At 70.8% G+C, this 25,209-nt stretch carries 23 protein-coding genes; 10 read left to right on the forward strand and 13 right to left on the reverse strand.

What is annotated here, in order from left to right; genetic code table 11:
* Positions 1-182: 182 nt before the first annotated feature.
* A complete protein-coding gene (locus tag ABT004_RS01385) occupies positions 183-1,478 on the reverse strand; it encodes a glycosyltransferase family 4 protein (RefSeq protein WP_351330661.1) in 1,296 nt (431 codons plus the stop codon).
* Between the two features lie 245 nt (positions 1,479-1,723).
* Between ABT004_RS01385 and ABT004_RS01390 the strand changes: the two genes are divergently transcribed.
* Together ABT004_RS01390 and ABT004_RS01395 are read left to right on the forward strand one after the other, a co-directional pair.
* Positions 1,724-2,401, forward strand: coding sequence for a response regulator transcription factor (locus ABT004_RS01390; protein ID WP_351330955.1), 678 nt, complete (start codon positions 1,724-1,726; stop codon positions 2,399-2,401).
* A 1-nt stretch (position 2,402) separates the two neighbouring features.
* Complete coding sequence (locus ABT004_RS01395; protein ID WP_351330663.1) at positions 2,403-3,860, forward strand: sensor histidine kinase; 1,458 nt, start codon at positions 2,403-2,405, stop codon at positions 3,858-3,860.
* A gap of 24 nt (positions 3,861-3,884) precedes the next feature.
* On the opposite strand, the gene ABT004_RS01400 is transcribed toward ABT004_RS01395, so the two are convergent.
* Complete coding sequence (locus ABT004_RS01400; protein WP_351330664.1) at positions 3,885-5,369, reverse strand: glycosyltransferase; 1,485 nt, start codon at positions 5,367-5,369, stop codon at positions 3,885-3,887.
* A gap of 225 nt (positions 5,370-5,594) precedes the next feature.
* Between ABT004_RS01400 and ABT004_RS01405 the strand changes: the two genes are divergently transcribed.
* Positions 5,595-7,070, forward strand: a complete 1,476-nt coding sequence (locus ABT004_RS01405; RefSeq protein ID WP_351330666.1) for a DUF6056 family protein — start codon at positions 5,595-5,597, stop codon at positions 7,068-7,070.
* A gap of 1 nt (position 7,071) precedes the next feature.
* On the opposite strand, the gene ABT004_RS01410 is transcribed toward ABT004_RS01405, so the two are convergent.
* The 5 genes from ABT004_RS01410 to ABT004_RS01430 form a co-directional block, all read right to left on the reverse strand.
* Positions 7,072-7,902 (reverse strand): HpcH/HpaI aldolase/citrate lyase family protein, encoded by an 831-nt coding sequence (locus ABT004_RS01410; protein WP_351330668.1) that lies wholly within the window; start codon positions 7,900-7,902, stop codon positions 7,072-7,074.
* On the reverse strand, positions 7,899-8,777 hold the full coding sequence (locus ABT004_RS01415) for an HTD2 family dehydratase (protein WP_351330670.1): 879 nt from the start codon (positions 8,775-8,777) through the stop codon (positions 7,899-7,901). The genes ABT004_RS01410 and ABT004_RS01415 overlap by 4 nt, the downstream gene beginning before the upstream one ends.
* Before the next feature lie 32 nt (positions 8,778-8,809).
* Positions 8,810-10,150, reverse strand: a complete 1,341-nt coding sequence (locus ABT004_RS01420; RefSeq protein ID WP_351330672.1) for an MFS transporter — start codon at positions 10,148-10,150, stop codon at positions 8,810-8,812.
* Between the two features lie 162 nt (positions 10,151-10,312).
* Positions 10,313-11,125, reverse strand: a complete 813-nt coding sequence (locus tag ABT004_RS01425; protein WP_351330674.1) for an alpha/beta fold hydrolase — start codon at positions 11,123-11,125, stop codon at positions 10,313-10,315.
* A gap of 47 nt (positions 11,126-11,172) precedes the next feature.
* Positions 11,173-12,171, reverse strand: a complete 999-nt coding sequence (locus tag ABT004_RS01430; protein ID WP_351330676.1) for a LysR family transcriptional regulator — start codon at positions 12,169-12,171, stop codon at positions 11,173-11,175.
* Positions 12,172-12,291: 120 nt separating this feature from the next.
* Between ABT004_RS01430 and ABT004_RS01435 the strand changes: the two genes are divergently transcribed.
* On the forward strand, positions 12,292-13,506 hold the full coding sequence (locus ABT004_RS01435) for a CaiB/BaiF CoA transferase family protein (RefSeq protein WP_351330677.1): 1,215 nt from the start codon (positions 12,292-12,294) through the stop codon (positions 13,504-13,506).
* 72 nt (positions 13,507-13,578) lie between these two features.
* A complete protein-coding gene (locus ABT004_RS01440) occupies positions 13,579-14,748 on the forward strand; it encodes an acyl-CoA dehydrogenase family protein (RefSeq protein WP_351330679.1) in 1,170 nt (389 codons plus the stop codon).
* Here ABT004_RS01440 and ABT004_RS01445 read toward each other — a convergent pair.
* Both ABT004_RS01445 and ABT004_RS01450 read right to left on the reverse strand, forming a co-directional pair.
* Positions 14,723-15,100, reverse strand: a complete 378-nt coding sequence (locus tag ABT004_RS01445) for a recombinase family protein (RefSeq protein ID WP_351330681.1) — start codon at positions 15,098-15,100, stop codon at positions 14,723-14,725. The two genes, ABT004_RS01440 and ABT004_RS01445, sit on opposite strands and share 26 nt — an antisense overlap.
* A 94-nt stretch (positions 15,101-15,194) precedes the next feature.
* On the reverse strand, positions 15,195-15,653 hold the full coding sequence (locus ABT004_RS01450; protein ID WP_351330683.1) for an ATP-binding protein: 459 nt from the start codon (positions 15,651-15,653) through the stop codon (positions 15,195-15,197).
* A 316-nt stretch (positions 15,654-15,969) separates the two neighbouring features.
* Between ABT004_RS01450 and ABT004_RS01455 the strand changes: the two genes are divergently transcribed.
* The 3 genes from ABT004_RS01455 (at position 15,970) to ABT004_RS01465 (ending at position 18,000) form a co-directional block, all read left to right on the forward strand.
* On the forward strand, positions 15,970-16,839 hold the full coding sequence (locus ABT004_RS01455) for a Sco1979 family transcriptional regulator (protein WP_351330684.1): 870 nt from the start codon (positions 15,970-15,972) through the stop codon (positions 16,837-16,839).
* Positions 16,836-17,087 carry a DUF397 domain-containing protein gene (locus ABT004_RS01460; protein ID WP_351330686.1) on the forward strand — a complete coding sequence of 84 codons (252 nt, stop codon included), beginning with the start codon at positions 16,836-16,838 and terminating at the stop codon, positions 17,085-17,087. Before ABT004_RS01455 ends, ABT004_RS01460 begins: the two co-directional genes overlap by 4 nt.
* Positions 17,088-17,184: 97 nt before the next feature.
* Positions 17,185-18,000 (forward strand): SAM-dependent methyltransferase, encoded by an 816-nt coding sequence (locus ABT004_RS01465; RefSeq protein WP_351330688.1) that lies wholly within the window; start codon positions 17,185-17,187, stop codon positions 17,998-18,000.
* Positions 18,001-18,034: 34 nt separating this feature from the next.
* Here ABT004_RS01465 and ABT004_RS01470 read toward each other — a convergent pair whose 3' ends face one another.
* Positions 18,035-19,546, reverse strand: coding sequence for a hypothetical protein (locus ABT004_RS01470; protein WP_351330689.1), 1,512 nt, complete (start codon positions 19,544-19,546; stop codon positions 18,035-18,037).
* A gap of 160 nt (positions 19,547-19,706) precedes the next feature.
* On the opposite strand from ABT004_RS01470, the gene ABT004_RS01475 reads away from it, so the two are divergent.
* The gene (locus ABT004_RS01475; protein WP_351330691.1) at positions 19,707-20,402 is read left to right on the forward strand and encodes a DUF899 domain-containing protein; all 696 of its coding nucleotides are present in this window, start codon (positions 19,707-19,709) and stop codon (positions 20,400-20,402) included.
* Between the two features lie 13 nt (positions 20,403-20,415).
* Here ABT004_RS01475 and ABT004_RS01480 read toward each other — a convergent pair whose 3' ends face one another.
* Both ABT004_RS01480 and ABT004_RS01485 read right to left on the reverse strand, forming a co-directional pair.
* Complete coding sequence (locus ABT004_RS01480) at positions 20,416-20,637, reverse strand: hypothetical protein (protein WP_326016114.1); 222 nt, start codon at positions 20,635-20,637, stop codon at positions 20,416-20,418.
* 165 nt (positions 20,638-20,802) lie between these two features.
* Positions 20,803-21,417 (reverse strand): TetR/AcrR family transcriptional regulator, encoded by a 615-nt coding sequence (locus tag ABT004_RS01485; RefSeq protein WP_351330693.1) that lies wholly within the window; start codon positions 21,415-21,417, stop codon positions 20,803-20,805.
* Positions 21,418-21,528: 111 nt separating this feature from the next.
* On the opposite strand from ABT004_RS01485, the gene ABT004_RS01490 reads away from it, so the two are divergent.
* Complete coding sequence (locus tag ABT004_RS01490) at positions 21,529-23,727, forward strand: 2Fe-2S iron-sulfur cluster-binding protein (RefSeq protein WP_351330695.1); 2,199 nt, start codon at positions 21,529-21,531, stop codon at positions 23,725-23,727.
* A gap of 392 nt (positions 23,728-24,119) precedes the next feature.
* Here the strand turns inward: ABT004_RS01490 and ABT004_RS01495 are convergent, their stop codons facing one another.
* Positions 24,120-25,118 carry an aldo/keto reductase family protein gene (locus ABT004_RS01495; RefSeq protein ID WP_351330697.1) on the reverse strand — a complete coding sequence of 333 codons (999 nt, stop codon included), beginning with the start codon at positions 25,116-25,118 and terminating at the stop codon, positions 24,120-24,122.
* Between the last annotated feature and the right edge of the window lie 91 nt (positions 25,119-25,209).

Here is a 25,209-nt window from a genome sequence, read left to right on the forward strand (position 1 = left end):
GGCGTTCTAGGGCGTGTATCGAAAGTCCCGTCGTCCGCCCGAAGGGCGGGCCACGCGGCGTCCGGTGCGTGCGATCGCAAGGCGCCGGAGCGCCCTAATAGCGGAGCTATTCGGGCGTTTCGGCAACGCCGCGAGCGTGCGTGCCAGACGCCGCGTGACAGGCGGGACTTTCGATACACGCCCTAGGGCAGTCGGGGCCGCGCGGCGCCCTGAGTGCCGGGGTGACGGCTTCCGCCCGTGGTGCGGGACGACGCGGCACGCACGGAACGAGCCCTTCTGCGGGTCCAGTTGGCCGTTCGCGCGGTGAACTGCTGCCAGGCGCGGGCGCGTCGGGAGGCGCGTAGGTCCTCGAAGAGGGTGTCGTAGCGTGCCACGACCGGTTCGGGGTCGTAGCGGTGCGCGGACTCCAGGGCGGCGGCGCTCATCTCCTTGCGGCCCGCCTCGTCCCCGATCAGGTCGAGCATCGCCGCGGCCAGGGCACGCGCGTCGCCGACGGGGACGAGCCGCCCGTCGACGCCGTCCGTGATGATCTCGGCGGGGCCCAGCGGCGCGTCCGTGGAGACGACGGGGACGCCGCAGCGCATCGCCTCGACCAGCGTCATCCCGAAGGACTCCGCATCGGAAGCGCTGACCACCAGCGAGGCACGGGCGAACTCGGGCTCCACCGGCGCGACGGCGCCCATCAGTCGGGCCCGGCCGCCGAGCCCGAGGGCGGTGACCAGCTCGCGCAGCCGCTGGTCCTCTCCCCCGGCCCCGTAGATCCGCAGCTCCCAGTCGGGCGCCTGCGCCGATACCTCGGCGAAGGCCTCGAGGAGCAGGTCGTAGCGCTTGCCCGGCGCCAGCCTGCCCGCCGCCGCGATCACCTTCGACGTGCCGTCAGAGGCCGGCACGGGCACCGACGGCACGATGTTCGGCACGCACCGCACGCCGACACCGGGCAGCGGCATCCGCTCCCGGTACACCCGCGCGTCCGCCTCCGTCATCGTCACCACCGCGTCGAGCGAGCGGTAGTGGCGGCGCAGCACGGCCCGCAGCTTCTTGCTGTGCGCGTCGTGGCGGAGGTGCTCCTGAGCGATCCGCAGCGCGCGCTTCGGGCCCCACAGCGACACGTACACATTGATGCCGGGCCGGGTGCCGATGACGACATCCGCGTCGCAGTGCCCCTCCAGGTACTCCCGTGCGCGCTGGTCGTGCAGGAGCGTGTACTGCTTGTGGCGCTTCTCGGCGGCCGGGAAGTCCCGCGCGGGGCTGCCGAACGCGGCCAGTCGGGTGTCCTCGCTGTCCGCGCGCGTGTCCACCAGCGGTACGAGGGTGATCCGGGGGTCGACCGCGAAGCGGGGGTTGGCCCGGTGCCGGGACATCGAGACGATCTCCACCTCGTGGCCGCCGTGCTCGGCGAGCGCGGCGGCGAGGTTGAGCGTGGTGCGCACCGTTCCGCCTATGGCGTACGCGTTGTGCAGCAGGAACGCGATCTTCATGTGCAAATGCCTTCCTCGGCGGGCGCACGGCGCGGGCCCGTACGGCTCCCGATGTCCCTCGACATCGGTGACAGCGTGCGCGGCGCGGGTAACGGAGCCGCCCCTCGCCGGTGAGAGGCGGGTAAGAAGCCCTCCGGTCGGCGGCCGAGCGGTCGATCCGGGCAGGCCACGGGGGCAGACTGGGGAATGTGTCGCCACAAGCCGTTTCACCAGCCGCCCGGCCGTCCGAGGCGCTCGCGCCCGCGGTGCTGCTCGCCGAGGACGACCGGGCGATCCGGCACGCCCTCGAACGCGCCCTGACCCTGGAGGGCTACACCGTCACCGCCGTCGCCGACGGTGTCGAGGCCCTGGCCGCCGCACACCGTGCCCGCCCCGACATCCTCGTCCTGGACGTGATGATGCCCGGCATCGACGGCCTGCAGGTGTGCCGCGTGCTGCGCGCCGAGGGCGACCGCACGCCGATCCTCATGCTCACCGCTCTCGTCGAGACCCCCGACCGGATCGCGGGGCTCGACGCGGGCGCGGACGACTACGTCGCCAAGCCCTTCGACGTCGAAGAGGTCTTCGCCCGCCTGCGCGCCCTCCTGCGCCGCACCGCTCCCGTCCCCGACGAGCCGGCCGACCACCGGATCACCGCCGCCGACCTGCGCATCGACCCCGCCGCCCGGCGTGCCTGGCGCGGCAGCCGCGAACTCGAGCTCACCCGAACCGAGTTCGACCTCCTCGAACTCCTCGCCCGCAACAGCGGCATCGTCCTCGACCACGCCACCATCTACGACCGGATCTGGGGCTACGACTTCGGGCCGGGCTCCAAGAACCTCGCCGTGTACGTCGGCTATCTGCGCCGTAAGGTCGAGGAACCGGACGGCCCGCCCCTCATCCACACCGTCCGGGGCGTCGGATACGTCCTGCGGGAGGCGTGAGATGCGGGAGCCCGAAGGCACCGGGGAGAGAGCTGTGCCCGTGGGCCGGCGGCCCAAGCGGTGGCGGGCCCGCAGCCTGCGCACGACGCTCGCCATAGCGTTCGCCCTCGTCGCGGCCGGTGTCACCGCACTGGTCGGCGTCCTGTCCTACGACTCCGCCGCCCGCCTCGTCCGCGTCGACCAGGAGGCCGTGTTCGACGAGGTCGTGCACGATCTGCGCTCCCAGGTGCGCCAACAGGCCCTCACACCAGGCGACTTCACCTCCGCCGACCCGGACCACGACGGCCCCCGCGACGACCTGACCCGCCCCGTAGGCACCGACGTCCAGATCCTCGGCCCCGGTGGCACACTGATCGACAAGGGCAGTCCGCCGCTCCCGGTCGACTCCGATGCCCGCCGGATCGCCGACGCGGACACCGCCGGTTCCCACGTCGAGGACGACGACGTGCCGGTCGCCGACGACGAGTACCGGATGGCGACGGTCGCGCTGGGTGACGGACGCGGCGCGGTGCAGGTGGCGCAGGAGTTCAGCGACACCGAGGACCTGCTGCGGGAGCTGCAGAAGCGCACGTTGCTGTTCGCCGCCGCGGTCGTCCTCGCGGCGGGCCTGTTCGGCTGGTGGCTGGCGCGCCGCATCACCTCGCGCCTCGTGCGCCTCGCCGAGACCGCCGAGCGCGTGGCGTCGACCGGGCGCCTGGACGTCGCGGTGCCGGTGACCGGCAGGGACGAGGTGGGCAGCCTGGGCCGCTCCTTCGACCGGATGCTCGGCCGGCTCGCCCGTTCCAAGGACGACCAGCGCCGCCTGGCGCAGGACGCCGGCCACGAACTGCGCACACCGCTCACCTCGCTGCGGACGAACATCTCCCTCCTGCGCCGCATCGACGAGCTGCCGCCCGCGTCCCGCGACGAGCTGGTGACCGACCTGACCGACGAGTCCCGCGAACTGACCGATCTGGTCAACGAGTTGGTGAACCTCGCGGCGGGCCACCAGGACGACGAGTCACCCGTCGACGTGTCGCTCGCGGAGATCGCCGAGGACATCGCGGTCCTGGCCCGCCGCCGCACCGGCCGCACGGTCACCGTAGGCGCCGATCCGGACACGACGATCACGGGCCGCCCCGCCCAGTTGCAGCGCGCCCTGACCAACCTGGTGGAGAACGCAGCCAAGTTCGACGCCGACGGCTCCGCCCCGATCGAGATCACCGTCACCCGCATTCCGGGCGCCGGGGTCCGTATGGAGGTCCTCGACCGGGGCCCCGGTCTCGCCGAGGTCGACACGGAGCGCATCTTCGACCGCTTCTACCGGGCCCCCGCCGCGCGCAGCCACCCCGGTTCGGGGCTCGGGCTCTCCATCGTGCGGGAGGCGGCGGCGGCCCACGGCGGCGTGCCGTTCGCGGCGCGGCGGGACGGCGGCGGCGCGGTGATCGGCTTCACGGCCCGCGAGGCGGCACCGGACTGAGCCGTGGGGCGGCGCGCCGCCCTCTCACAGGCTTTGGTGCTCCTTCTGCCTCAACTGGTCGGACGAACTCTCGGCCATCGGTGTCCAGTTGGGCTCCTGCTGCCGGACGTGTGCGCTGCCGGAGTTGATGGCCCAGCGGGCGATGACGAACGAGAGGGGCGTGGCCAGTACGCCCGCGACCAGCGCCGTGATGTTCTTGTCCGTCCCCAGCGAGTGCACGCCGAGGTAGAGGAGAGCGCCGCTGCACACCATGTTCACGAGGCTCGACAAGGGGAAGCGGAAGAAGCCCTGCCAGGTCGGCTTCGTGCGGCAGGTGATGTAGCTGTTCAGCAGGAAGGAACCGACGACGCTGACCATGAACCCGATGACGTGCGCGATCAGATACGGGATCAGGCGGTTGAGCGACACGTAGACGGCCATGTACACGGCGGTGTTGACGATGCCGATCAGGCCGAAGACGACGAACTGCCGGAAGGTCCGCAGACCGGCCGTTGACCGGACCGGCTCCGTCGGCCGGACGATCACGTCCACGGTGAGCGGGAGTTCACTTCCGGGAGCGGGCACGGTACCGCCCCCGCTCACCTTCTCCTCGGTCTCGCGCACCACATAGGGCGGGCGGCGCTTTGTCTCACCGTAGATCCGGCCCACGTATTCACCGATGACACCGAGCGTGGCGAGCTGGATTCCCCCCAGGGCCACAATGGCGATCAGCAATGTGGCGAATCCGGGTACGTCCACTCCGTGCATGACCACATTGGCGGCGATCCACAGCGCATACGCGAACGCGGCGAAAGCAAGCCCAAGGCCCATGTAGATGACCACGCGCAGCGGACGGCTGTTGAAGGAGATCAGTCCGTCGATCCCGTAGTTGAGGAGGCGCCGTCCGCCCCATTTCGACCGGCCCGCGGCGCGGTTGACATTGTGGTAGGTGAAACTGACGGTGTCGAAGCCGATCCAGGAGAAGATTCCCTTGGAGAACCGGTTGGTTTCCGGCAGGGCGAGCACCGCGTCGACGGCACGCCGCGACAGCAGTCTGAAGTCCCCCTCGCCGTCGACGACATCGACGTCCATGCAGCGTCCCATGGCCTGGTAGTACGCCGAGCTGACGGTCCTTCGCAGCAGTCCCTCGCCGGACCGGTCCCGGCGGGCAACGACCTGGTCGTAGCCGTGTCGGCGCAGTTCCAGCATCCGGTACAGGAGACCTGGGGGGTGCTGCAGATCGGCGTCCATGAGGGCCACGGAGGCACCGCGTGACATGCGAAGGCCCGCGAGCATGGCCGCTTCCTTGCCGAAATTCCTACTGAAGGATGTGTAGCGGACGCGATGGTCCTCGGCGGCCAGGGCGCGCAGTTGGGCACGGGTGGTGTCGCGGCTCCCGTCGTCGACGTAACAGATCTCGAAGGAGCGCCCCGTTCCTTCCAGGACATCCATCAACGCACAGTGGAATGTGTTGATCACTTCTTCCTCATTGAAGCACGGCACAACAACTGAGATCTGGCACGCTTCCATTCGCCACCCCGGCAGGTGTGATTCCAGCATTTGCGACTACGGCCACCACCATGACCCATCAGGTCAAGACAACGGTAAGAAGGCAGGCCGAACGCGCCGGGAGCAACCCGTACCGCGTTATCTTTCGATCAGGCGGACCGGCGAAACCGAACGCCAGCACACTGCAAACCGTATTTTCGTGCCGCGGGAGATTCTTTCCCGGCACCGACCGAGAAGGGGCGGCCTGTGGTGCACGCACCGGAGAAGGCTGTTCGAGACGAGCGAGCCGATGTCGCTCCGGAGGAACGGACGGCATGGTGGCGGACGGCCGCACCGCTGGGGATTCTCTCCCTGCTGCCGCTGGCCGCGCTCGGCTACGCCGCGTGGAACGCACGCCTGGTGCGCACCGGCGGGGACGACTGGTGTTTCCTGCCGGTGGTCCAGGACGGCGGACTGCCCGCCATAGTGGAGAAGTTCTACCTCCATGACAACGGACGGATCGTCAACGCCGTGCTGGTGTGGGCGTATGCGCGTTTCGGTGAGGCGGGCCAGCAGTGGTTCGCGCCGGTCAGTGGTGTGCTCGTACTCGTGCTCCTGTGGGCCTTCACGGCCGCCGTGCTGCGTGCCGCACGGCTGCGAGTCCCCCGGGGTGTGCCGCTTCTGGTGGCGGCCATGGTGACGGCCTTGTTCCTCTTCGGCTCCCCCAACACGTACAAGACGTTCTACTGGCCGGCCGCCTCCGTCTCGCACACCCTGCCGCCGGTGTTCGTCTGCGCGGCGGCCGTCCCCGTGCTGCGCGCGACATCACGGCGCGGCAAGTTTCTCGCGCTGGGCACGGTCGCCCTCGCGGGGGTGTTCCTGGGGCTCGTGTCGGAGGAGACGAGCGTCGTCGCGCTGACTGTCCTGGCGTGCGCGTTGCTGATCAGCGGCCGTGTCTTCCCTGGAGCACGGCGGCGGTTCCTGCGCCTGTGCTGCACGGCCGGCATCGCAAGCATCGTGCTCGGCACGCTGATCCTCTACACCTCCCCCGGTGCCACGCGCCGCCGCGAGCGCAAGCACGCGTCGACGATGTTCACCCCCGACTCGCTGCTGGGCGCCCTGCACGGCTTCCTCGAGATCGCCGCCACGGTGCTCACGACCTGGTGGTACCTGGGAGCCGTCGTGGTGGGTGTCGTCGTGGGCGTGGTGTCCCCCGGCGTCATGGGCCGGGTCGCGCCCGCAAGGAAGCAGCTGCCGGTCCTGGCCGCGGGTGTCGGCGCGCTGCTCGTCTCCGGCTACGTGTGCACGGTCATCACGTACCCCGTGTTCAAGCACCACATGGTGTCGTCGACCCGCCTGTGGAACGACTACCTGCTGCTGTACCTCCTGTTCCTCGTCTTCGTCGGCGCCCTCGCCGGGCACGGCGTGCGGGGCCGGGTGCGGCGGACGGCGCCGGTTCTGGCCGCCGGGGGCGTGCTGTACGCCGTCGTGTGCGTCGCCCTGACGGCGTCACTCGCGGGCCTCGGGACCACGATGCAGGCGCATGCCCAGGACTGGGACCGCCAGGACCGCTGGATGCGCGGTCTGGCCGCGACCGGCGCCGAGGTCCTGCCGTACAAGCGGCTCCCCCAGAGCAGGATGACCGAGCCGTTCCGGCACGGCGGGAGGGCGACGTGGCCCGCTTCCTGCATTGCCACCTATTACGGCGTGCAACGCATCGAGCAGGCCCACGAGTTGCCGTGACTCAGCCCGTCCGCCCGGCCCGGCCCAGGAGGCGTCGGGCCCGTTCCAGGACGGGCTTGTCGACCATCTGTCCGTCGACGGTGGTGACGGTGTCTCCCACGGCAAGTACGGAGCGCGCCCAGGTCAGTTCGGCTTCGGTGGGCGCGAACCCTGCCGCCACGGCAGGGAGTTGGGCCGGGTGGATGCACAGCTTGCCCGCGAATCCGAGACGGCGCCCGTGCGTGACATCGGCGGCGAGGGCGTCGGCGTCCCGTACGCCGGTGGTGACTCCGTCGATCGGCGGGCACAGGCCGGCGGCCGCTGCCGCGAGCACCACCTGTGAGCGGGCGTGTGCCAGCGCTAGGTGGTCGTCGTGCGCGACGCCGAGGTCGGCGGCGAGATCCACGTTGCCGAAGGCGAGACGCACCACGCCCGGCACCCGGCTCACCTCGTGGGCGCGCAGCACCCCGCGCGCGGTCTCGATGAGGGCGACGAGCGGGCAGCGCCCTGCGGTCCGCGCCGCGATGTCCGAAAGGGCCTCCGGATCCTCGGACTTGGGCACCATCACCGGGCAGCCGTGTTCCGCCGCCATGGCCAGGTCGTCCTCGGACCAGGGGGTGCCGGGGGCGTTGACGCGCACGACCGGGCGGCGGCCCGCGATCAGCCAGGCGGCGGCATGTGCGCGCGCCGCGTCCTTGTCGGCAGGGGCGACCGCGTCCTCAAGGTCGATGATGACCAGGTCGGCGCCGGAGGCGTGCGCCTTGGCGTAGCGGTCGGGGCGGTCGCCGGGGACGAAGAGGAGGCTGCGCGCGGCTGTTGTCGCCGCGCGGCCCTCGTCGAATGCGTCGGTCATACGAAGGTCACCTCCGCGGAGGCGTGCCGCGCCTCCCGGTGCGTGGCGACGGCGAGTTGGGCGTGCTCGCCCTCAGGGACCCCCGTGGCCAGCAGGTGTTCCCCCGCGAAGGCGGGGCGGTGCAGGCGGTAGGAGAGTGAGCTCACCTGCCGCTGCGGCGCGTTGCGACGCACCAGGTCCAGCATCAGCAGCGCGAGGAGCGGGCCGTGGACGACGAGGCCCGGGTAGCCCTCGACGTCGCGGCAGTAGGGGGCGTCGTAGTGGATGCGGTGGGCGTTCGCGGTCAGGGCGCTCACCCGGAACAGCTGGCGCTCGTCCGGCTGGGCGCGTAGTTGCCACGGCGCCTCGGAGTGCGGGAGGGTCGCGGCGTCGACCGTGGTGGGGTGGCCGGCCGCCGCGCTGCGGCCCGAGCGGTAGACGATGTCCTGCTCCTCGACGAGGCAGGTGCGGCCCGCCTGGCGGAACTCGCGGCGCTCCGTGACGAAGAGCAGCTCGCCGCTGCGGCCGCTCTTGGGTGTGACGGAGGCGAGGCTGCAGATGCGTTCGGCCGGTTCGCCGAGGCGCAGCGGCTCCTCTACGTTCACGCGGCCGCCCGCGAACATGCGCTGCCGGTCGGGGATCGGCGGCAGGAAGCGGGCGTCGGCGAGGTGTCCGTCGGGGCCGAGTTCGCTCTGCGCCGGCCACTCCAGGAAGTACAGCCACTGCCACAGCGGGGGCAGCACGTCCCCCGACTTGGCGGCCGGTTCGGGCAGGTCGAGGACGGCCGAGAGGGCGGCGGCCGGGCCCGGGGGCAGGGTGTCCTCGTCCGTCGTCGCGGAGGGCGCCCAGGACTCCACGTAGGAGCCGAGGGACGGTGTGGAGGCGGCGGGTTCCATGGCGGGGCTTGCCTTCCGTTGAGGGGCGGATGTCACGCGGGGGTCGTGGCGGAGGGCTTGGCGGTGGCGGCCGGTTCGGTCTCCAGCTGGGAGTCGCGGGACGGTTCGCGCACGAGGAACGTGGCCAGCAGTGTGAGGCCGACACACCCGGTGACGTACCAGAAGAAGACGGTCTCGTGCCCGTTCTGCTTGAGGGCCAGCGCGATCGGCTCGGTCAGTCCACCGAAGGTGGCGGTGACAAGGGCGTGCGGGAGGCCGACGCCCAGGGCGCGCACCTTGGTGGGGAACATCTCGGCCTTGACGATGGCGGCGAGGGCCGAGTACCCGGTGACGAAGGCGAGGGCGAGGGTCATCAGGAGGAAGGCGACCCACGGGTTGCCGGTGTGTCCCAGGAAGGTCATCACGGGGACCGTGAGCACCATGCAGCCGATCGAGAAGCCGAACATGACGGGCCGCCGGCCCACCCGGTCGGACAGCGCGCCGATCAGCGGTTGCAGCAGCATGTACACGAAGAGGGCGGCGAAGCCGATGACCGTGACGGTCGACTGGGGGATGCCCGCGGTGTTCACGAGGTACTTCTGCAGATAGGTGGTGTACGTGTAGAAGGCGACGGTGCCGCCGATGGCGAGGCCGAACACGGCGAGCAGTTGGCGCGGGTACTCCTTGAACAGGGCGAAGAGCCCCTTGCGTTCGCCCTCGGTGGCGCGGGCCTGCTCCTTCTGGAAGTGCGCGGACTCCTCCATGGTGCGCCGCAGGTACATGACGGTGAGTCCGGCCACCGCCCCGACGACGAAGGGGATGCGCCAGCCCCAGTCGGCCAGTTGGGCTTCGGTGAGTGAGTTCTGCAGGACGATCGCCACGAGCAGGGCGGAGAGCTGGCCGAGCACGATGGACACGTACTGGAAGCTGGAGTAGAAGCCGCGCCGTCCGGGAGGCGCCACCTCGGAGAGGTAGGAGGCGCTGGAGCCGAACTCGCCGCCGACAGAAAGTCCCTGGGCCAGCCGCGCCACGACGAGGAGGGCGGGCGCCCACAGGCCGATGACATCATGTCTCGGCGACAGGGCGATGACGAGGGACCCGGCGCTCATCAGCAGCACGGAGAGGGTCAGTGCCCGGCGTCGACCGAACCGGTCCGCGTAGGCGCCGAGCAGCCAGCCGCCGAGCGGGCGCATCAGGAAGCCGACCGCGAACACCACGGCGGTGGACAGGAGTTGGGCGGTCCGGCTGCCCTCAGGGAAGAACACCGGTGCGAAGTAGACGCTGAAGGTGGCGTAGGCGAACCAGTCGTACCACTCGATGAGGTTGCCCAGACAGCCGCGCACGACGTTCGCGGTGACGCGGGAGGGTGGGCTCGATGCTGGTGTCTGACTCATCCGTGGCGTCTCCGTACTCAGTGCTCGATACGCGGTGGTCGGGCGGCTCAAAACGCCACTCATCATGAGCGCTGATGTGGGATGCGGAACAATAGAAACTCGTGATGCGTCCATGCTGTCGGCGCATGGGAGTCGGCGGGCACGGCGGTCCACCGGGTTCCCTTACATCGGAGCCCCCTTGAGAAACGCGAGGACCATCTCCCCGGCCTCCTCACGGCACTCCTCGAAGTAGGCGTGGCGCGCGTCGGGGAACAGTCGCGTCGTGGCGTCGGGGATGCGGGAGGCGAGCAGCGGCACATTGTCCGGCGGGGTGAGCCGGTCCTGTTCGCCGTGCAGGATGAGGGTGGGCGCCATGATGTACGGCAGCGCGTCCCACGCGTCGTGGCCGGTGCTGGCGCGGAGGTGGCCGCGGCGGGCGTGCGGCGGCATGCCGGGGTCACCGAGCGTGCCGTACGGGCCGGGGTGGGCGGCGCGCCAGGCGGGTGTGTACATGAGGTCGGTCAGCGCCTCCTCGGCGGCGCCCGGTTCGGTGCGGGTCAGCGCGCGGCGCACCTCCTGGTCCCGCTCCACGGCGTGCAACCCGCCGGGCGACGTGCAGCCGAGGACGAGCCGCCGGATCCGCCCGGGGTGCCGTGCGGCGGCCCACTGCGCGACCCGGCCGCCCATGGAAGTGCCGTACAGGTCGGCGCGCTCGATGCCCAGCGCGTCGAGCACGGCGATCACGTCGTCCGCGAACTGCCAGGTGGAATACCCGTCTTGGGCCTCGGGCTTGCCACTGTCACCCGTGCCCCGGTAGTCGACGGTGATGGTGCGACGGGCCTGGTGGAAATCGTCGCGCACCGCGTCCCACCAGTGGTGGTTGTTGGCCTGTCCGGCGAGGAGGACGAGCGGGTGTCCGGTGCCACGTGTCTGGTAGGCGAGGGTGGTGCCGTCGGCGGCCGACGTGGTGGCTTCGAGGCGGTCGGTGTCCGGCATGGTTCTCCTGGGTTGCTGATCGTGGAAGGTTTCGTGGTCGTCTGGTGTCATCGTTTCGCCGCCTCGTCCTCCGCCTCGGGAAGCCGCGCCGAGGGCCATCTGCCGCTCTTCACGGCGGCGTTGACCTGGCGCACGAGCTCCAGCGCGACGACGTTCACCGCGGGTGGTGTGCGCCCGGTGCGGGGTGTGCCCAGCACGATGGAGCGCCATGCGGCGGGCTCGCACAGCGGCGCCGCGCTGAGCTCACCGGCCGCGACATCCTCGGCGACGCCCACTCCGGGCAGTACGGTCCAGCCGTGTCCGGCCCGCGCGAGCTGCTTCTGTACGGGCATCGAGTTGGTCTGCGCCGCCACCTCGATGCGGACGCCGGCGCGGGCCGCCGCCGATTCGATGAGCGCGCGCAGCGCGTGCCCGGACGTCGGCATCACCAAGGGGCGCGCCGCCGCCTCGGCGAACGGGACCGGGCGCTCGGCGCTCAGCCCGGCCGACGGCGGGGCCGCCACCCACAGCCGCTCGCGCACCAGGGGCCGTACGTTCAGGGAGGGCGCGCTGTCGAGGTTGTAGAGCAGCGACAGATCGAGGTCGCCGTCGTCGAGCCACTGCTGCAGATGGCCCGAGTACGCGGTCAGCACCCTCAGCTGCACCCCCGGATGGGCCTCGCGCATGGCCGTCACCAAGGGCTCCGCGAGCAGTCCGAGGGTGCTCTCCAGCAGGCCGACGGTCACGATGCCGGACACCTCACCGGGCGTCGGCCGCACTTCCGCGCGGGCCCGCTCCAGCTCGTACAGCGCCCGCCTGGCCCGCCCCACGACGACCGCCCCGGCCTCGGTCGGCCGCATGCCCTGCCGGGTCCGCTCGAAGAGCGGCACACCCAACTCCTCCTCCAGGGTGCGGATCTGGCGGGTGACGGCGGGCTGCACGAGGTGCAGGACCGTCGCGGCCCGCGTGACACTGCCCACCTCGGCCACCGTCACCAGCGCCTTGAGCTGTTTGATGTCCAACTCGCCCCGCCCCTCCCCTGCCATCCGCGCCACGCATGACGGCATCACGATTTGCTATTTCCCGAGCATTGCCATGAAGACCCATGATGTTAGTCGTCACGGAGCTGCCGCCGCCCGGCGCCCCGTGCACCCCACATGACCACCCTCGCACCTGGAGGTCACCGCATGACAGGGCCGACCGATCGCGCCGCCGCGCCGCCGCAGCACCCGCTGTCCGGGATCACCGTCGTCAGCCTCGAACAGGCCGTGGCCGCCCCCTACGCCACCCGCCAGCTGGCCGACCTCGGCGCCCGTGTCATCAAGGTGGAGCGGCCCGACGGCGGCGACTTCGCCCGCCGCTACGACACCACCGTGCACGGCGAGTCGAGCTATTTCGTCTGGCTGAACCGCGGCAAGGAGTCGCTGACACTGGATGTGAAGTCACCGGCAGGACGCGAGGTCCTCGACGAACTCCTCGCGGACGCCGATGTGTTCGTGCAGAACCTCGGACCGGGCGCCGCCGCCCGCCTCGGCCTGGACACGGCCGCGCTGGCCGCGAAGTACCCGCGCCTGATCCCGTGCACCGTCTCCGGCTACGGCACCAGCGGCCCCTGGGCCGACCGCAAGGCGTACGACATGCTGGTGCAGTGCCAGACCGGCCTGGTCTCGCTCACCGGCACGGCGCGGGAGGCCGCGCGGGCGGGTGTGTCGATCGCCGACATCGCCGCCGGGATGTATGCGTACACCGGCATCCTCACCGCCCTGTTCACCCGCGCGACCACAGGTGTCGCGCGCGCGGTGGAGGTGTCGCTGTTCGAGGCGCTCGCGGAGTGGATGGGCCAGCCCGCCAACTACACCCGCTACGGCGGGACGCAGCCGCCGCGCATCGGCACCCAGCACGCCACCATCGCCCCGTACGGCGCCTACACCGCCCGCGACGGCAAGCAGATCCTGATCTCCGTACAGAACGAACGCGAGTGGCAAGCGCTGTGCGAACAGTTCCTTGAGCAGCCGGAGTTGACCACGGACCCGCGCTTCGCCACCGGCTCCGAGCGCGTCACCCACCGCGACGAGCTGAACGTCATCATCGCCGAGCGCTTCCTGCGGTGCGACGGCGCCGACGCCGCCGAGGCGCTCGACGCGGCGGGCATCGCGAACGCGGGCGTCAACGACGTCGCCGAGTTCCTCGACCACCCGGTTCTCGCGGAACGTGGGCGCTGGCACGAGGTCGGCACGCCCGGCGGCGCCGTCCAGGCGCTGCGTCCCCCGGCGGACCTGGCCGGAATCGCCCCGCGGATGGACCCGGTCCCCGCCCTCGGCGAGCACACCGAACGACTCCTGGCGGAGCGGGGACGCACCGCCGAGCAGATCGCGAGCCTGCGCGCGGCAGGCGCGATCTGACACCGCGGGCACGATCGCACGCCGCCCCTCCCCGGACACCGCGACAAGACAGCAAGCAGAGGAGAAGAACCCGTGAGCACCCTGGACGCCCTGGACACCGACGAACGGTTCGTCGTCGAGACCGTGCACGACTTCGTCGACAAGCACGTCAAGCCGGTCGCGCAGGAGTTGGACCACTCCAACACCTATCCGGAAGCCCTCATCGAACAGATGAAGGAGATGGGCATCTTCGGGCTCGCCGTCCCGGAGGAGTTCGGCGGCACCCCGGTCTCCATGCCCGCCTACGTCCTGATCACTGAGGAGCTCGCACGCGGCTGGATGAGCCTCGCGGGCGCCATGGGCGGCCACACCGTCGTCGCCAAGCTGCTCACCCTGTACGGGACCGAGGAGCAGAAGGCGGCGTATCTGCCCCGCATGGCGACCGGCGAGCTGCGCGCCACGATGGCGCTGACCGAGCCGGGCGGCGGCAGCGACCTCCAGGCGATGCGCACCACGGCCCGCCGCCAGGACGACGGCACGTATGCCGTGAACGGTTCCAAGACGTGGATCACCAACTCCCGCCGCTCCGGCCTCATCGCCCTGCTGTGCAAGACCGACCCGGACGCCGCGCCGACCCACCGGGGCATCTCGATCCTGCTCGTCGAGCACGGTCCCGGCCTGACCGTCTCCCGTGATCTGCCCAAGCTGGGCTACAAGGGCGTCGAGAGCTGCGAGCTGTCCTTCGAGGGGTACGTCGCCGCCGCCGGCAGTGTCCTCGGCGGGGCGGAGGGCCAGGGGTTCGGCCAGATGATGAAGGGCCTGGAGACCGGCCGTCTACAGGTCGCCTCACGCGCACTCGGCGTCGGCCGTGCCGCTCTGGAGGACTCGCTCGCCTACGCGCAGGAGCGGGAGTCGTTCGGCAAGCCGATCTGGCAGCATCAGGCGATCGGCCACTACCTGGCCGACATGGCCACCAAGCTGACCGCGGCCCGCCAGCTGACCCTGCACGCGGCCCGGGAGTACGACGCGGGCCGTCGGGTCGACATGGAGGCGGGGATGGCGAAGCTGTACGCGTCCGAGGCGGCGATGGAGATCGCGCTCAACGCCGTGCGTATTCACGGCGGTTACGGCTACTCCACCGAGTACGACGTCGAACGCTACTTCCGCGACGCGCCGCTGATGATCGTCGGCGAGGGCACGAACGAGATCCAGCGGAACGTGATCGCGGCTCAGCTCGTCAAGCGAGGGGGCCTGGACTCGTAAGAGGGGCCCAGGTGTAGCGGACGCGCACGCCGTGGTCCTGGAGCCAGCTGGTCTCTCTGTGCCGCAGTTCGTGCGCGGACTCCGGGGCGATGGCGCTGGGCCACCGGACCAGGACCGCGGTGACGTCGCCGGTCTGCACCAGCTGCCGCACCCGGCGCCAGCCGGTGCGGCGGGCCGGGTCCGGCTCGCCGTAGGTGTCGGTGACGACCTCGGCGATCGTCAGGCCGCGCTCCTGGGCGAACGCGCGGCCTTCGGTCTGCGCGCACTGCACGGCCGCCCCGGAAGCGCCCGGGGCCCGGTCGGCACATACGTACAGCACGGCCGGTGAAGCGGTGTCGACGTGGGGGGTCATGGGCGCCTCCTGTAGATGGATCGAGGAGAATGGATTCCTCGCCGCGCGAAGGTGAAAGGGCGGGGCCGGGCGGCCCCTGCCGGTCTCCATGGGCTCAGGAAAAGGCCGTCAACTCGGCCCAGACGACCTTTCCTTCGGCCCGTGTCGAGCGCGCCGAGCCCCAGCGGTCCGCGAGCTGCTGGACGAGGAACAGGCCCCGCCCGCCCTCCTCGCCGGGTCCGGCACGGCGCTCGGGCTGCTGGACCGGAGTCGGGTTCTCGTCGTGGAGTTCGATCCGCAGACTCCGCTCGTCCCCGGTCAGTTTGAGGCCGCACAGGACCTGGTCGCTGTCGGTGTGCAGCAGCGCGTTCGTGGTCAGCTCGGACACCAGCAGCACCGCGTCGCAACAGGTGTCGCCGGGCACCTGCCAGGATCGGAGCCGCTCCCGCACGGTGTCGCGGGCCGATCTCGCGCTCGTGCGCAGCGCGGGCAGCCCGAACCAGAACTCCCGGCCGGGCGCGGTGGTGGCTAAGGCGGGGGACGGTGCCGGGGCCAGGGGCGTGGGGAGAGTCACGAATGTCGCCTTCCAGTGCCTTCCGCGGGGCGGGCGCGGTGTGGGGGTGCGGGCTACAGCTCGAGCTGTGAGCGGCGCAGGCCCAGGCGGGCACCCCGGGGTGGGACGCCCACGACGGCATCGGCATCGCGGGTCCCCGCAGGGGCGGATGCTGCGTCAGAGCCGTGACTTGACCGCTCACAGTGCAACTATGCGCGTGATCGTGCTCACGCTGCAACCGACTCCCTGATAATTTCATCTTGCGGGGTATCACTCTGGCGTCATCATCAAGTCGCTGCAAGAATGGTCTTGTTGATGAACTCTCAGGAGGTTGGGCGTGAGTGAGGCCCGTTCTGGTACCAGCGCACCGACAGTGCTGCGCATGATCCTCGGCCGCCGGCTGCAGGACATGCGACTGGCTGCCGGTGCCTCGTTGGAGGACGCGGCAAGAGCTCTACGTGTGAAAACGCTGACGATCCGTCGGCTCGAAAAGGCCGAAGTCGCCCTGAAGCCTCTCTACGTGGAGAAGCTCCTGGAGACCTTCGGCGCGGACCGCCAGGAGATAGACGAGTTCGTCGACCTGGCCGAGCGGGCCAACGAGCCGGGCTGGTGGCACTCCTACCGGGACGCCGTCCCCGGCTGGTTCACCGCCTACGTCAGCCTGGAGACCGACGCCAAGACTCTGCGCACCTACGAACCCCAGTACGTCACGGGCCTCTTGCAGACCCCCGACTACGCGCGCGCGGTGCTGCGCGGCGGACTGCCGAACGGCAGCGAGGAGGACCTCGATCGCCGCGTGGAGCTGCGGCTGCGCCGCCAGGGCCTCCTGGACAAGGAGGACGCCCCCACGCTGTGGGTGGTCATGGAGGAGGCCGTCCTGCACAAGGAGGTGGGCAGCGCCGACGTGATGCGGGAGCAGATCGAGCGCCTCCTGGACTTGTCCGAACTCGCCCACATCAGCCTGGACGTCGTGCCCTTCTCCGCGGGCGCGCATGTGGGGGCTTGCGCCCCGTTCACGTACTTCCGGTTCGAGGAACCCGAGCTGCCCGACATCGTCTACAGCGAACTCCTGTCCGCATCCGTCTATTTGGACCAGCGCGCGGACGTGGTCGCCCATCTTGAGGCGCATTCGCGTATGTCGCTGCTGACGTCGTCGGATGACAGCAGGGCGCTCTTGAACCGTATGCGCAAGGAGTACTCAACATGACGGTCGTCGAAGAGGGCGTCTACAACGGGATGCCGGCCCGCCAACTCGGCGAGCAGGGCTGGGAGCGTCCCTGGAGCGGGCCCAACGGTGGGCAGTGCGTCGAGACGAAACTGCTCGCCGACGGCCGCGTGGCCGTACGGCAGTCGACCGATCCGGCCGGCCCCGCACTGATCTACACGCCTGACGAGATCGCCGCGTTCGTCCGCGGCGTCAAGCAGGGCCTGGCCGATCACCTGGCCGCCGGATGAACGGGCGGGCGGCGACGGGGACGCCGACACCGGTCGCGTTCCCGGCCCGCGGATCGACCGACATACAGCCGACAGTCACACCTATGAAGGGGAGCACATGACCACCAGGCAGTCCGGCCGGGACCTCGACACGAGCAAGGCCCACTCGGCCCGGATGTACGACTACTTCCTCGGTGGCAAGGACCACTTCGAGGTCGACAAGGAGGCGGCCATGGTCGCCGCCAAGGCCCACCCCGGCCTGCCTGTCACCGCCCGCGAGAACCGCGCGTTCATGCACCGCGCCACGCGCGTGCTGGCGCGGGAGCACGGCATCCGCCAGTGGCTCGACATCGGCACCGGCATCCCCACCGAGCCCAATCTGCACCAGGTCGCCCAGTCCCTCGTCCCCGAGGCCCGCGTCGTGTACGCCGATAACGACCCGCTCGTCCTCAAGTACGCCGAGCGCCTCATGCGCAGCACCATCCAGGGACGCACGGCCTACGTCGAGGCCGATGTCACCGACCCGGACTCGCTGATGGACGCCGTGCAGGACGCCGAGGTCCTGGACTTCGACCGGCCCATCGCCCTCACCCTCAACGCGCTGATGCACTTCGTCACCGACCCGCACGACCCGTACGCCATCGTGCGCCGGCTGCTCGAGCCGCTCGCGCCGGGCAGCGCCCTGGCCATGAACCACTGCACGCCCGACTTCGACCCCGAGACGTGGAACGGGGTGGCGGAGGCGTACACCAACTCCGGGACGCCGGTGCAGTTCCGCTCGCACAGCGACGTCCGCCGGTTCTTCGACGGGCTCGACCTGATCGAGCCGGGCATCATCTGCTGCCACCGCTGGCGCCGCGACAACCCCGAGGACGGCACGGAGATCGCGGACGCCGAGATCAGCCTGCTGGCGGGCGTGGGCATCAAGCACTGAGCGGGACGGGGGGGCGGGGCCGCGTGTGCGGCCCTCAGCCGCGCCGGTTCCTCACGTACCGGCGCGCCAGCACCGCACCGGCCGCGAAGACCACGACGCCGCCCGCGACCGCCCCGCCGATCGCCAGCGGGGAGGTCCGCTCGCGGCCGTTGATGTCGGTCGACAGCGTGACGCTGTCGTTGCCATGGGTTCGGTCGTACTTGCCGATGACTCGGACTGTGCCGCGCGCACCGGGCATGTTGTCGTCGATACGGATGCGGACGGTCACGGTCGTGCGCGCGCCCTTGCGGCCGTCGATCTGCTCGAACGCGTCACTGCTCAGGCCGCACCGCCACGCGCGCGATCCCTTGGCCGGGCGCTTGCACCCGTTGTCCATCGGATCGCCGTCCACCGTGTAGGGCGTGCCGGTGATCGTGGTGCCCTCGGGCGGGACGATCTCGAAGCGGTCCGGGCTGATGCCGGGCAGCTTGCCTCCGTTGACGTTGCGTGCCCCGATGCGCACCGTCACGGTCTGTCCGACCTTGCCGCGGACGGCGCCCTCGACGACGGGGGCGTAGTCCAGCTGCGCGGTGCCGCGAACGATCAGTGAGCCCGAGGTGGTGTCCGACGTGATGTCGCCCGCGGGAACGCGTTCCAGCTTCAGCTCGGGACCGCTCCCTCGCCGCGAGTAGGTCGCCTTGTCCCGTACTTCGTAGGGCAGTTGATAACGGACACTCTCCGCAGGCATGTCCTTTTGCAGGTGGCCGATCATCGGCTGGGCGATCCGCCAGGCGCTGTGCGGAGGCAGTGGTGTGTCGAACTCGCACCAGGCGAGGTCATTCCCATGGGGCTCCTCGTCCACGGGCCCGTCGTTGCCGGCGGTGTACCAGCAGTTGCGATACTTCCGATCCACTGTCATGTGGCCGCCATAGGTGCCCAGCTTCAGCGCGAACCGGTCGGCCCGCCGGCTGCTCTCGTTGGCGAGGCCCGGCCGCAGTTCGATCGGCTCCCCGGGCTTGACGAGACCGGGCACCCGCTCCACCCCGGCGGAGGTCAGGTCCGGAGGCTGGACCTCCATCCGCACGTCCGCCCGCACCGCTTCGGCGTTGTCGGCGCGCGCGGTGAGGTGCACGGTCCCGCCGTCCCCCGGGGCGGCGCCGTCCTTGCCGCGCAGATGGAACGGGCTGAAGTGCGTCGCGTAACGCAGGGAGCGCGGGTCGAAGCGGCAGCGGAACACGTCGTCGTCACCTGTGCACCGGTGCCCGGGAGTCATCGTGCCGGCGTCCCTCAGTTCCCGGGCGTCCACGGTGATCTCGACGTTGCGGGCCACGCCGCCGTGCGGCTCCACCAGCATCTTGGGAGCGTCGAATCTCGCGTCGGCGCCTTCGTCCGCGTCGTACAGTCGGGACGCCTCGGGCACGTCGAGCGTGAGCCGGGCCCGGCCGTCCGGGCTCTCCGCGGCGAGGACCGGTGCCACCGCCGCGGTCGTGGCCAGCAGCGCCCCTGTGACCAGTGCCGCGGCCCGGGCCCCGAAGCGTCGGCCATGTCCGCGTATCCGCAATGCCACTCCCCCCGTGCTCACTCCTTCAACAGCCCTGTTGATCCACGAGGCTTCAGAGCACCCTACGAGACACCGTCCGGGCAACCGATGACTTTCGGCGCACCGGACGGTCCACACCTTCGAACGACTGGAACGCGCGACAGCGCCCGCATCCTCCGGAGGTCCCATGTCCACCACCACCGGCAACGCCCTGCCGCCCGTCGTCGACCGCTCCACGTGGGAGAAGGAACTGGCGGCGCTGCGGGTCCGTGAGAAGGCCGCCACACGGGAGCTCGACGCCATCGCCGCGCAGCGGCGCCGACTGCCGATGATCGAGATGCCCGACTACGTACTGGAGGGCGAGGACGGCCCGGTGCGGCTCGCCGACGTCTTCGGTGAGCACCCGCAGTTGATCGTCTACAACCACATGTGGCACGAGGGCGAGGAGTGGCAGTGCGGCGGCTGCACCGGCTTCACGTCCCAGTTCACGCGGCTCGCGGGGCTCGAGAAGTTCGACGCCCGCTTCGTGATCGTCACGCAGGGGCCGATCGACGAGGCGCTCGCGTACCGGCGCAAGGTCGGCAACACGATGGACTGGTACTCCACCGCGAACAGCCCGTTCGGCGCCGACGTCGGCGCACCGCCGAACGCCGGGTTCGCGGTCAACGTGTTCCTGCGCGACGGCGACACCGTGTACCGCACCTGGCACACGGACGGTCGCGGCACCGAGCAACTGAGCTATCTGTTCGGCCTGGTCGACCTGCTGCCGTACGGCCGGCAGGAGGAGTGGCAGGACTCCCCCGCGGGTTGGCCCAAGTCACCGACGTACAGCCGGTGGGCTTCACCGCAGGAGATCGCGGCGGCGTACGGCGAGCACGCCTGAAGCCGGGCCGACGTCAGGCGTCCTCGACACCGAGCACGCGGTGCACGGTCTGCTGGGCTTCGTAGAAGTCGGTGTCGGAGACGTCCGGGTCGTCCTCGGTCTGCTCGAGCCAGTCCGACATCTCGTCGGGCGACCAGCGGTCGAAGTCCTTGGGGATGTCCAGTGTCGTGGTGTTCATGCGCAGCCGGGCGACGGCTGTCGCTTCCTCGACGCTGATGGTGTTCACTTCGGTCATCGCGCCCCTCCCATCGGGTCTTCACGGGATCGGACGGGTGACCTTGCCAGACGCGCCCCACGAGTGTCCAACTGTGACGTCACGCACAGTGAGGAGCGTCCGCCGAGTCCCGGCCCGGAGTGCCCGGTTGACCTCCACAAAGCCCGTTGGCAGCCCTGCCCGTGATCATCCGCGCAGATAGCGCGTGAGCATGGCGGCCAGCTCGTTCTCCAGCCGGTCGACCGGTACCGGGTGCGGGTCGGCCATGAGCTGATGCGTATTCAACTCGACCGTTCCCACCACCAATTGTGCGGCCACGTCGAGGTCCAGTACGCAAACGTCCGGGTGCCGGTCGAGCACGTCACGGATCTGGGCGACCCGCGCCTCGCCGTGCCGGTCCATCGCCTCGATCAGCTCGCTCGAGACCGGCGCCTGCTCGATCATGATGCGCAGCAGTTCCGGGTCGTCGCGATGATGGTCGATGGCGTCGCGGACCAGGGCCCGCACCGTCTCCTCCAGGCTGCCGGGGGCGAGGTCGAGCTCATCGGCCCCCGTCCAGGCGCCTCGGTCGATGTGCCGCACCAGAAGCTCGGCGAGGATCGCGTCCTTGTTGGGGAAGTACTGGTACAGCGAGCCGATGGACATACGGGCGTGGTCGGCGATGCGGTTCGTGGTCCCCGCCGCGTAGCCGTACTCCGCGAAAACGTGAGCAGCGGCGGCGAGGATGCGCTCGCGGGTGAGCTCGGCACGCACCTGGGTGGGCCTGCGACGTGGGGTGAGACGGCGGTCGGAGGACGACATCCACTGATCCTTCCGGGGCGCGAAAAGCGAGTGGCGAAAGAGGTGAGCTTTTACTCAGAATACTGCCATGACCTGCGAAAACAAGAACATCAGCGCAACCGGGCCCCGGCCGTGAACCCCACCGAGCGCCCCCGAACCGGCGACGTCCCTCCACCGCACCCCACGCATCGCCTCACCTCCGCCGAAGAGGTCGAGGCCGTCATCGGCCGGCCCGCCGCGATGATCCTGCGCAAGGAGATCGGCGCCCTGGACGAGGGCTGCCGCGCCGTCCTCGCCCACAGCCCGATCGCCGCCTTCGGCTACCGGGACGCCGACGGCGCCGCCCGGACCACCTTCGTCGGTGGCACGCCCGGGTTCACGCGCGTCCACTCCTCGGCCCGGATCTCCTTCGCCGTCCCTGGACCGCGTGTCTCGCGCGGCCCGGTCTCGCTGTACTTCCTGCTGCCGGGCGTGGGGGAAGTGCTGCGCGTCAACGGCACGGCGACGGCCGGCAGGGGCGCGGAGACGACCGTGAGCGTCGCTCAGGCCTATGTGCACTGCGCGCAGGCGGTCATCCGCTCCGGCCTGTGGGAGCCGCCCTCCGGCGCCGCGGTGGCCGCACCGGTGTCCGGGGAGGGCCCGTTGAGCAGTCCCGGCGTGGCCGACTTCCTGGCGGCCTCCCCCTTCCTCGCCCTGTCCACCTGGGACACCCGTGGAGGCAGCGACACCAGTCCGCGCGGGGACCGGTCGGCGGTGGCCCGCACCCTGGACGGCCGTACGCTCGTCCTCGCCGACCGCAAGGGCAACAAGCGCGCCGACTCCCTGCACAACCTGCTGGAGGACGACCGGCTCTCCCTCGCCGCGCTCGTGCCCGGCCGCAGCGGCGTGCTGCACCTGCGCGGACGCGCCGCGATCACGGACGATCCCGCTCTGCTCGAGACGATGGCACTGCGCGGGGCGCCGCCCCATCTGGCGCTCCTCATCGACGTCGAGCACGCCGAGGTCGGGACCAGCGAGGCCGTGGCGGCGGCGCGCCTGTGGGCCCCGGAGGGACGGCGCGGTCGCGGCCCGGCGCTCGACATGATGGCCGTGGGCAGCGCCCACCTCTCCGCCAACTCCGGCCGCACGTCCGCACGCCTGGTCGGGCTCGTCACCTCCCTCCCCGGCGTCAACCGGCTGCTCCGCAAGGCGATCGACCGCGCCTACGTCGCCGGTCTGCGCAAGGAGGGCTACGACGGCGTCCGCTCCCCCATGGGTGCCGGGCACGGCGACGGCGCACCGGAGGCCGGGACACCCGAGAGCCCGCTGCGGCAGGTGCGCATCGCCGAGGTCCGTGAAGAGACGCCGAGTGTCCGCACCCTCGTACTGGAGGACGCGGCCGAGGACCGGAAGCCGTTCGACTTCCGTCCCGGCCAGTACTTCACCCTCGTCACGGACATGGAGGGCACTCCGGTGCGGCGCGCCTACTCGGCCTCCTCGGCTCCCGGCAGCACGCGCCTGGAGATCACCGTCAAACAGGTCGAGGGCGGCCGGGTCTCCACCCACGTACACCGCGCTCTACGCACCGGGGACCGCCTCGCCCTGCGCGGACCCTCCGGCACCTTCCACACTCCGGAACGGCCCGCCGGACAGCTCGCCCTCATCGCGGCGGGAAGCGGCATCACCCCCATGATGAGCATGCTGCGCGCCCACCTGTCCGCCCCAGAGGCCGACGCCCGCATCGCCCTCCTGTACAGCAGCCGCACCTCCGAAGATGTCGTCTTCGCGGCGGAGTTGGCCCGCATGGAGCGGGAACACCCCGACCGGCTGACGGTCACCCACGTGCTGAGCCACCGGGACGGCCGCCTCGACGCCGACAGCGTGTGCCGATGGGTCATCGCCCTGCCCCCGGACAAGGACACCCACCACTACGTCTGCGGACCCGAACCGCTGATGGACACCGTCCGCGACGTGTTGCAGAACCTCGGCGTACCGGACGAGCGCATGCACCGAGAGCGGTTCACGGGTGCCGCAGCCGTCGCCCCAGCGGAAGCCACGACACCACAGGAGTTGACCATCGAGCACGATGGCGACCTCGTGGGCACCGCCGTGGTCGAGCCCGGCCAGACCCTGCTGGACGCGGGCCTCGCCGCAGGACTGTGGATGCCGTACTCCTGCACGATCGGCAACTGCGGCGAGTGCCTGGTGCGCCTGCTCAGCGGGAAGGTCACGCAGCCCGAAACCACGAGTCTCACAGCGGAGCAGCGGGCAGCGGGGTACGTGCTCGCGTGTGTCGGCTGCCCGCTGACGAGCGTGACCCTCGACGTGGCGGACCCGTCGGGCTCCGACTGACGGCGGACCCGCGCTCCTGCCGAGTGCCGACCTCACACACTCGACAACCAGGCGCAACTGCCAAGGCTTGTGCACCGATCGAGGTGTCGGCGCACCGCCCTGGGCGACCCCATCGCCCCGCACGACGCGGTCACCGTCGAACAGGCCCTGTACGCCCACACGGTGGGCTCAGCGCACGCCGTCCGCGAGGAGCACCGTGGGGCGCCCTGCGTCGCGGCATGCTCGCCGACTTCGCGGTCCTCGACGACGACCCACGCGTCGCGCCCGAACGCATCCAGGCCGTGGGGGTCGTGGGCGACGGTGGTCGGGCGGGGAGGTCGCGTACGCGGAGGAGCGGCTCGCTACGGGGGGACGCAAGGACCGTGGCGTTGGGGCGTGCCCGCGCTGCCGGGTCAGCGGTGCTTGATGCCGGGCCGGGCGTTGGGGGCGAGGGTCGGCCGGGTGACGGGCGCGTCGCCGAGGGCCTCGTCGACGGCGACCAGCAGGTCGGCGGACAGGTCCACGCCGGAGGCCGCGGCGTTTGCGTGGACCTGTTCCGGGCGGGAGGCGCCGGTGATGGCGGACGCGACCTCGCCGCGGCGCAGGACCCAGGCCAGGGCCAGGGTGGGCATGCTGATCCCGGCGTCCTCCGCGATCGGGACGAGCCGCTGGACGGCTTCGAGGATGGCGTCGCTGTAGACGAGGTCCTGCGAGACGGCCATGTCCGCGGAGGCGAACCTGCTGCCCTCGGGGACGGGCTGTCCGGGCTTGTACTTGCCGGTCAGCACGCCTTGGGCGAGCGGCGACCAGACGATCTGGGAGATGCCGTTGCCGGCGCACAGGCCGAGGACCTCGGTCTCGGGGGCCTGCCAGAGCATGGAGTACTGCGGCTGAGAGGAGACGAACAGGTCGGGTCCCGCGATGTCGATCGCGGCCTGGATCTGCTCGGGGGTCCACTCACTGAAGCCGAGGTGGCGCGCCTTGCCCTGTTCGACGACCTTCTGCAATGCCTCGATCGTGTCCTCGATCGGAACGTCGGGGTCGAAACGGTGCGCCTGGTAGAGGTCGACGTAGTCGGTCTTCAGGCGGGTGAGGGAGGCGTCGATCTGCTTGGCGATCTGCGCCGGGGACAGCCCCTGGTCGGCCGGGTCGTCGGACATCCGGCCCCACACCTTGGTTGCCAGGATGTACGAGTCGCGGGGGTGGCCGGAGAGGATCTCGCCCCAGGCCGTCTCCGCGGCGCCCTGCCCGTAGACGTTGGCGGTGTCGAAGAAGTTGATGCCCGCGTCGAACGCCGCCTCCGTGCAGGCACGGGTCTTGTCGGCCTCGATCCCACCGGCGAAGGTGAGCCAGGATCCGAGCGAGATCTCCGACACCCGGAGGTCCGAATCGCCGAGCTTGCGGTACTGCATGGTTGCTCCTTCTTACTTGTGCAATGGCGCGGTGGCGGTGCGGTGCCGTGCGGTGGGAAGAGTCGGGCCGTGAACCCGTCCAGCGACATCG

This window comes from Streptomyces sp. NPDC002790 (genome assembly GCF_040295505.1).
In the GTDB taxonomy this organism is placed as follows: Bacteria; Actinomycetota; Actinomycetes; order Streptomycetales; family Streptomycetaceae; genus Streptomyces.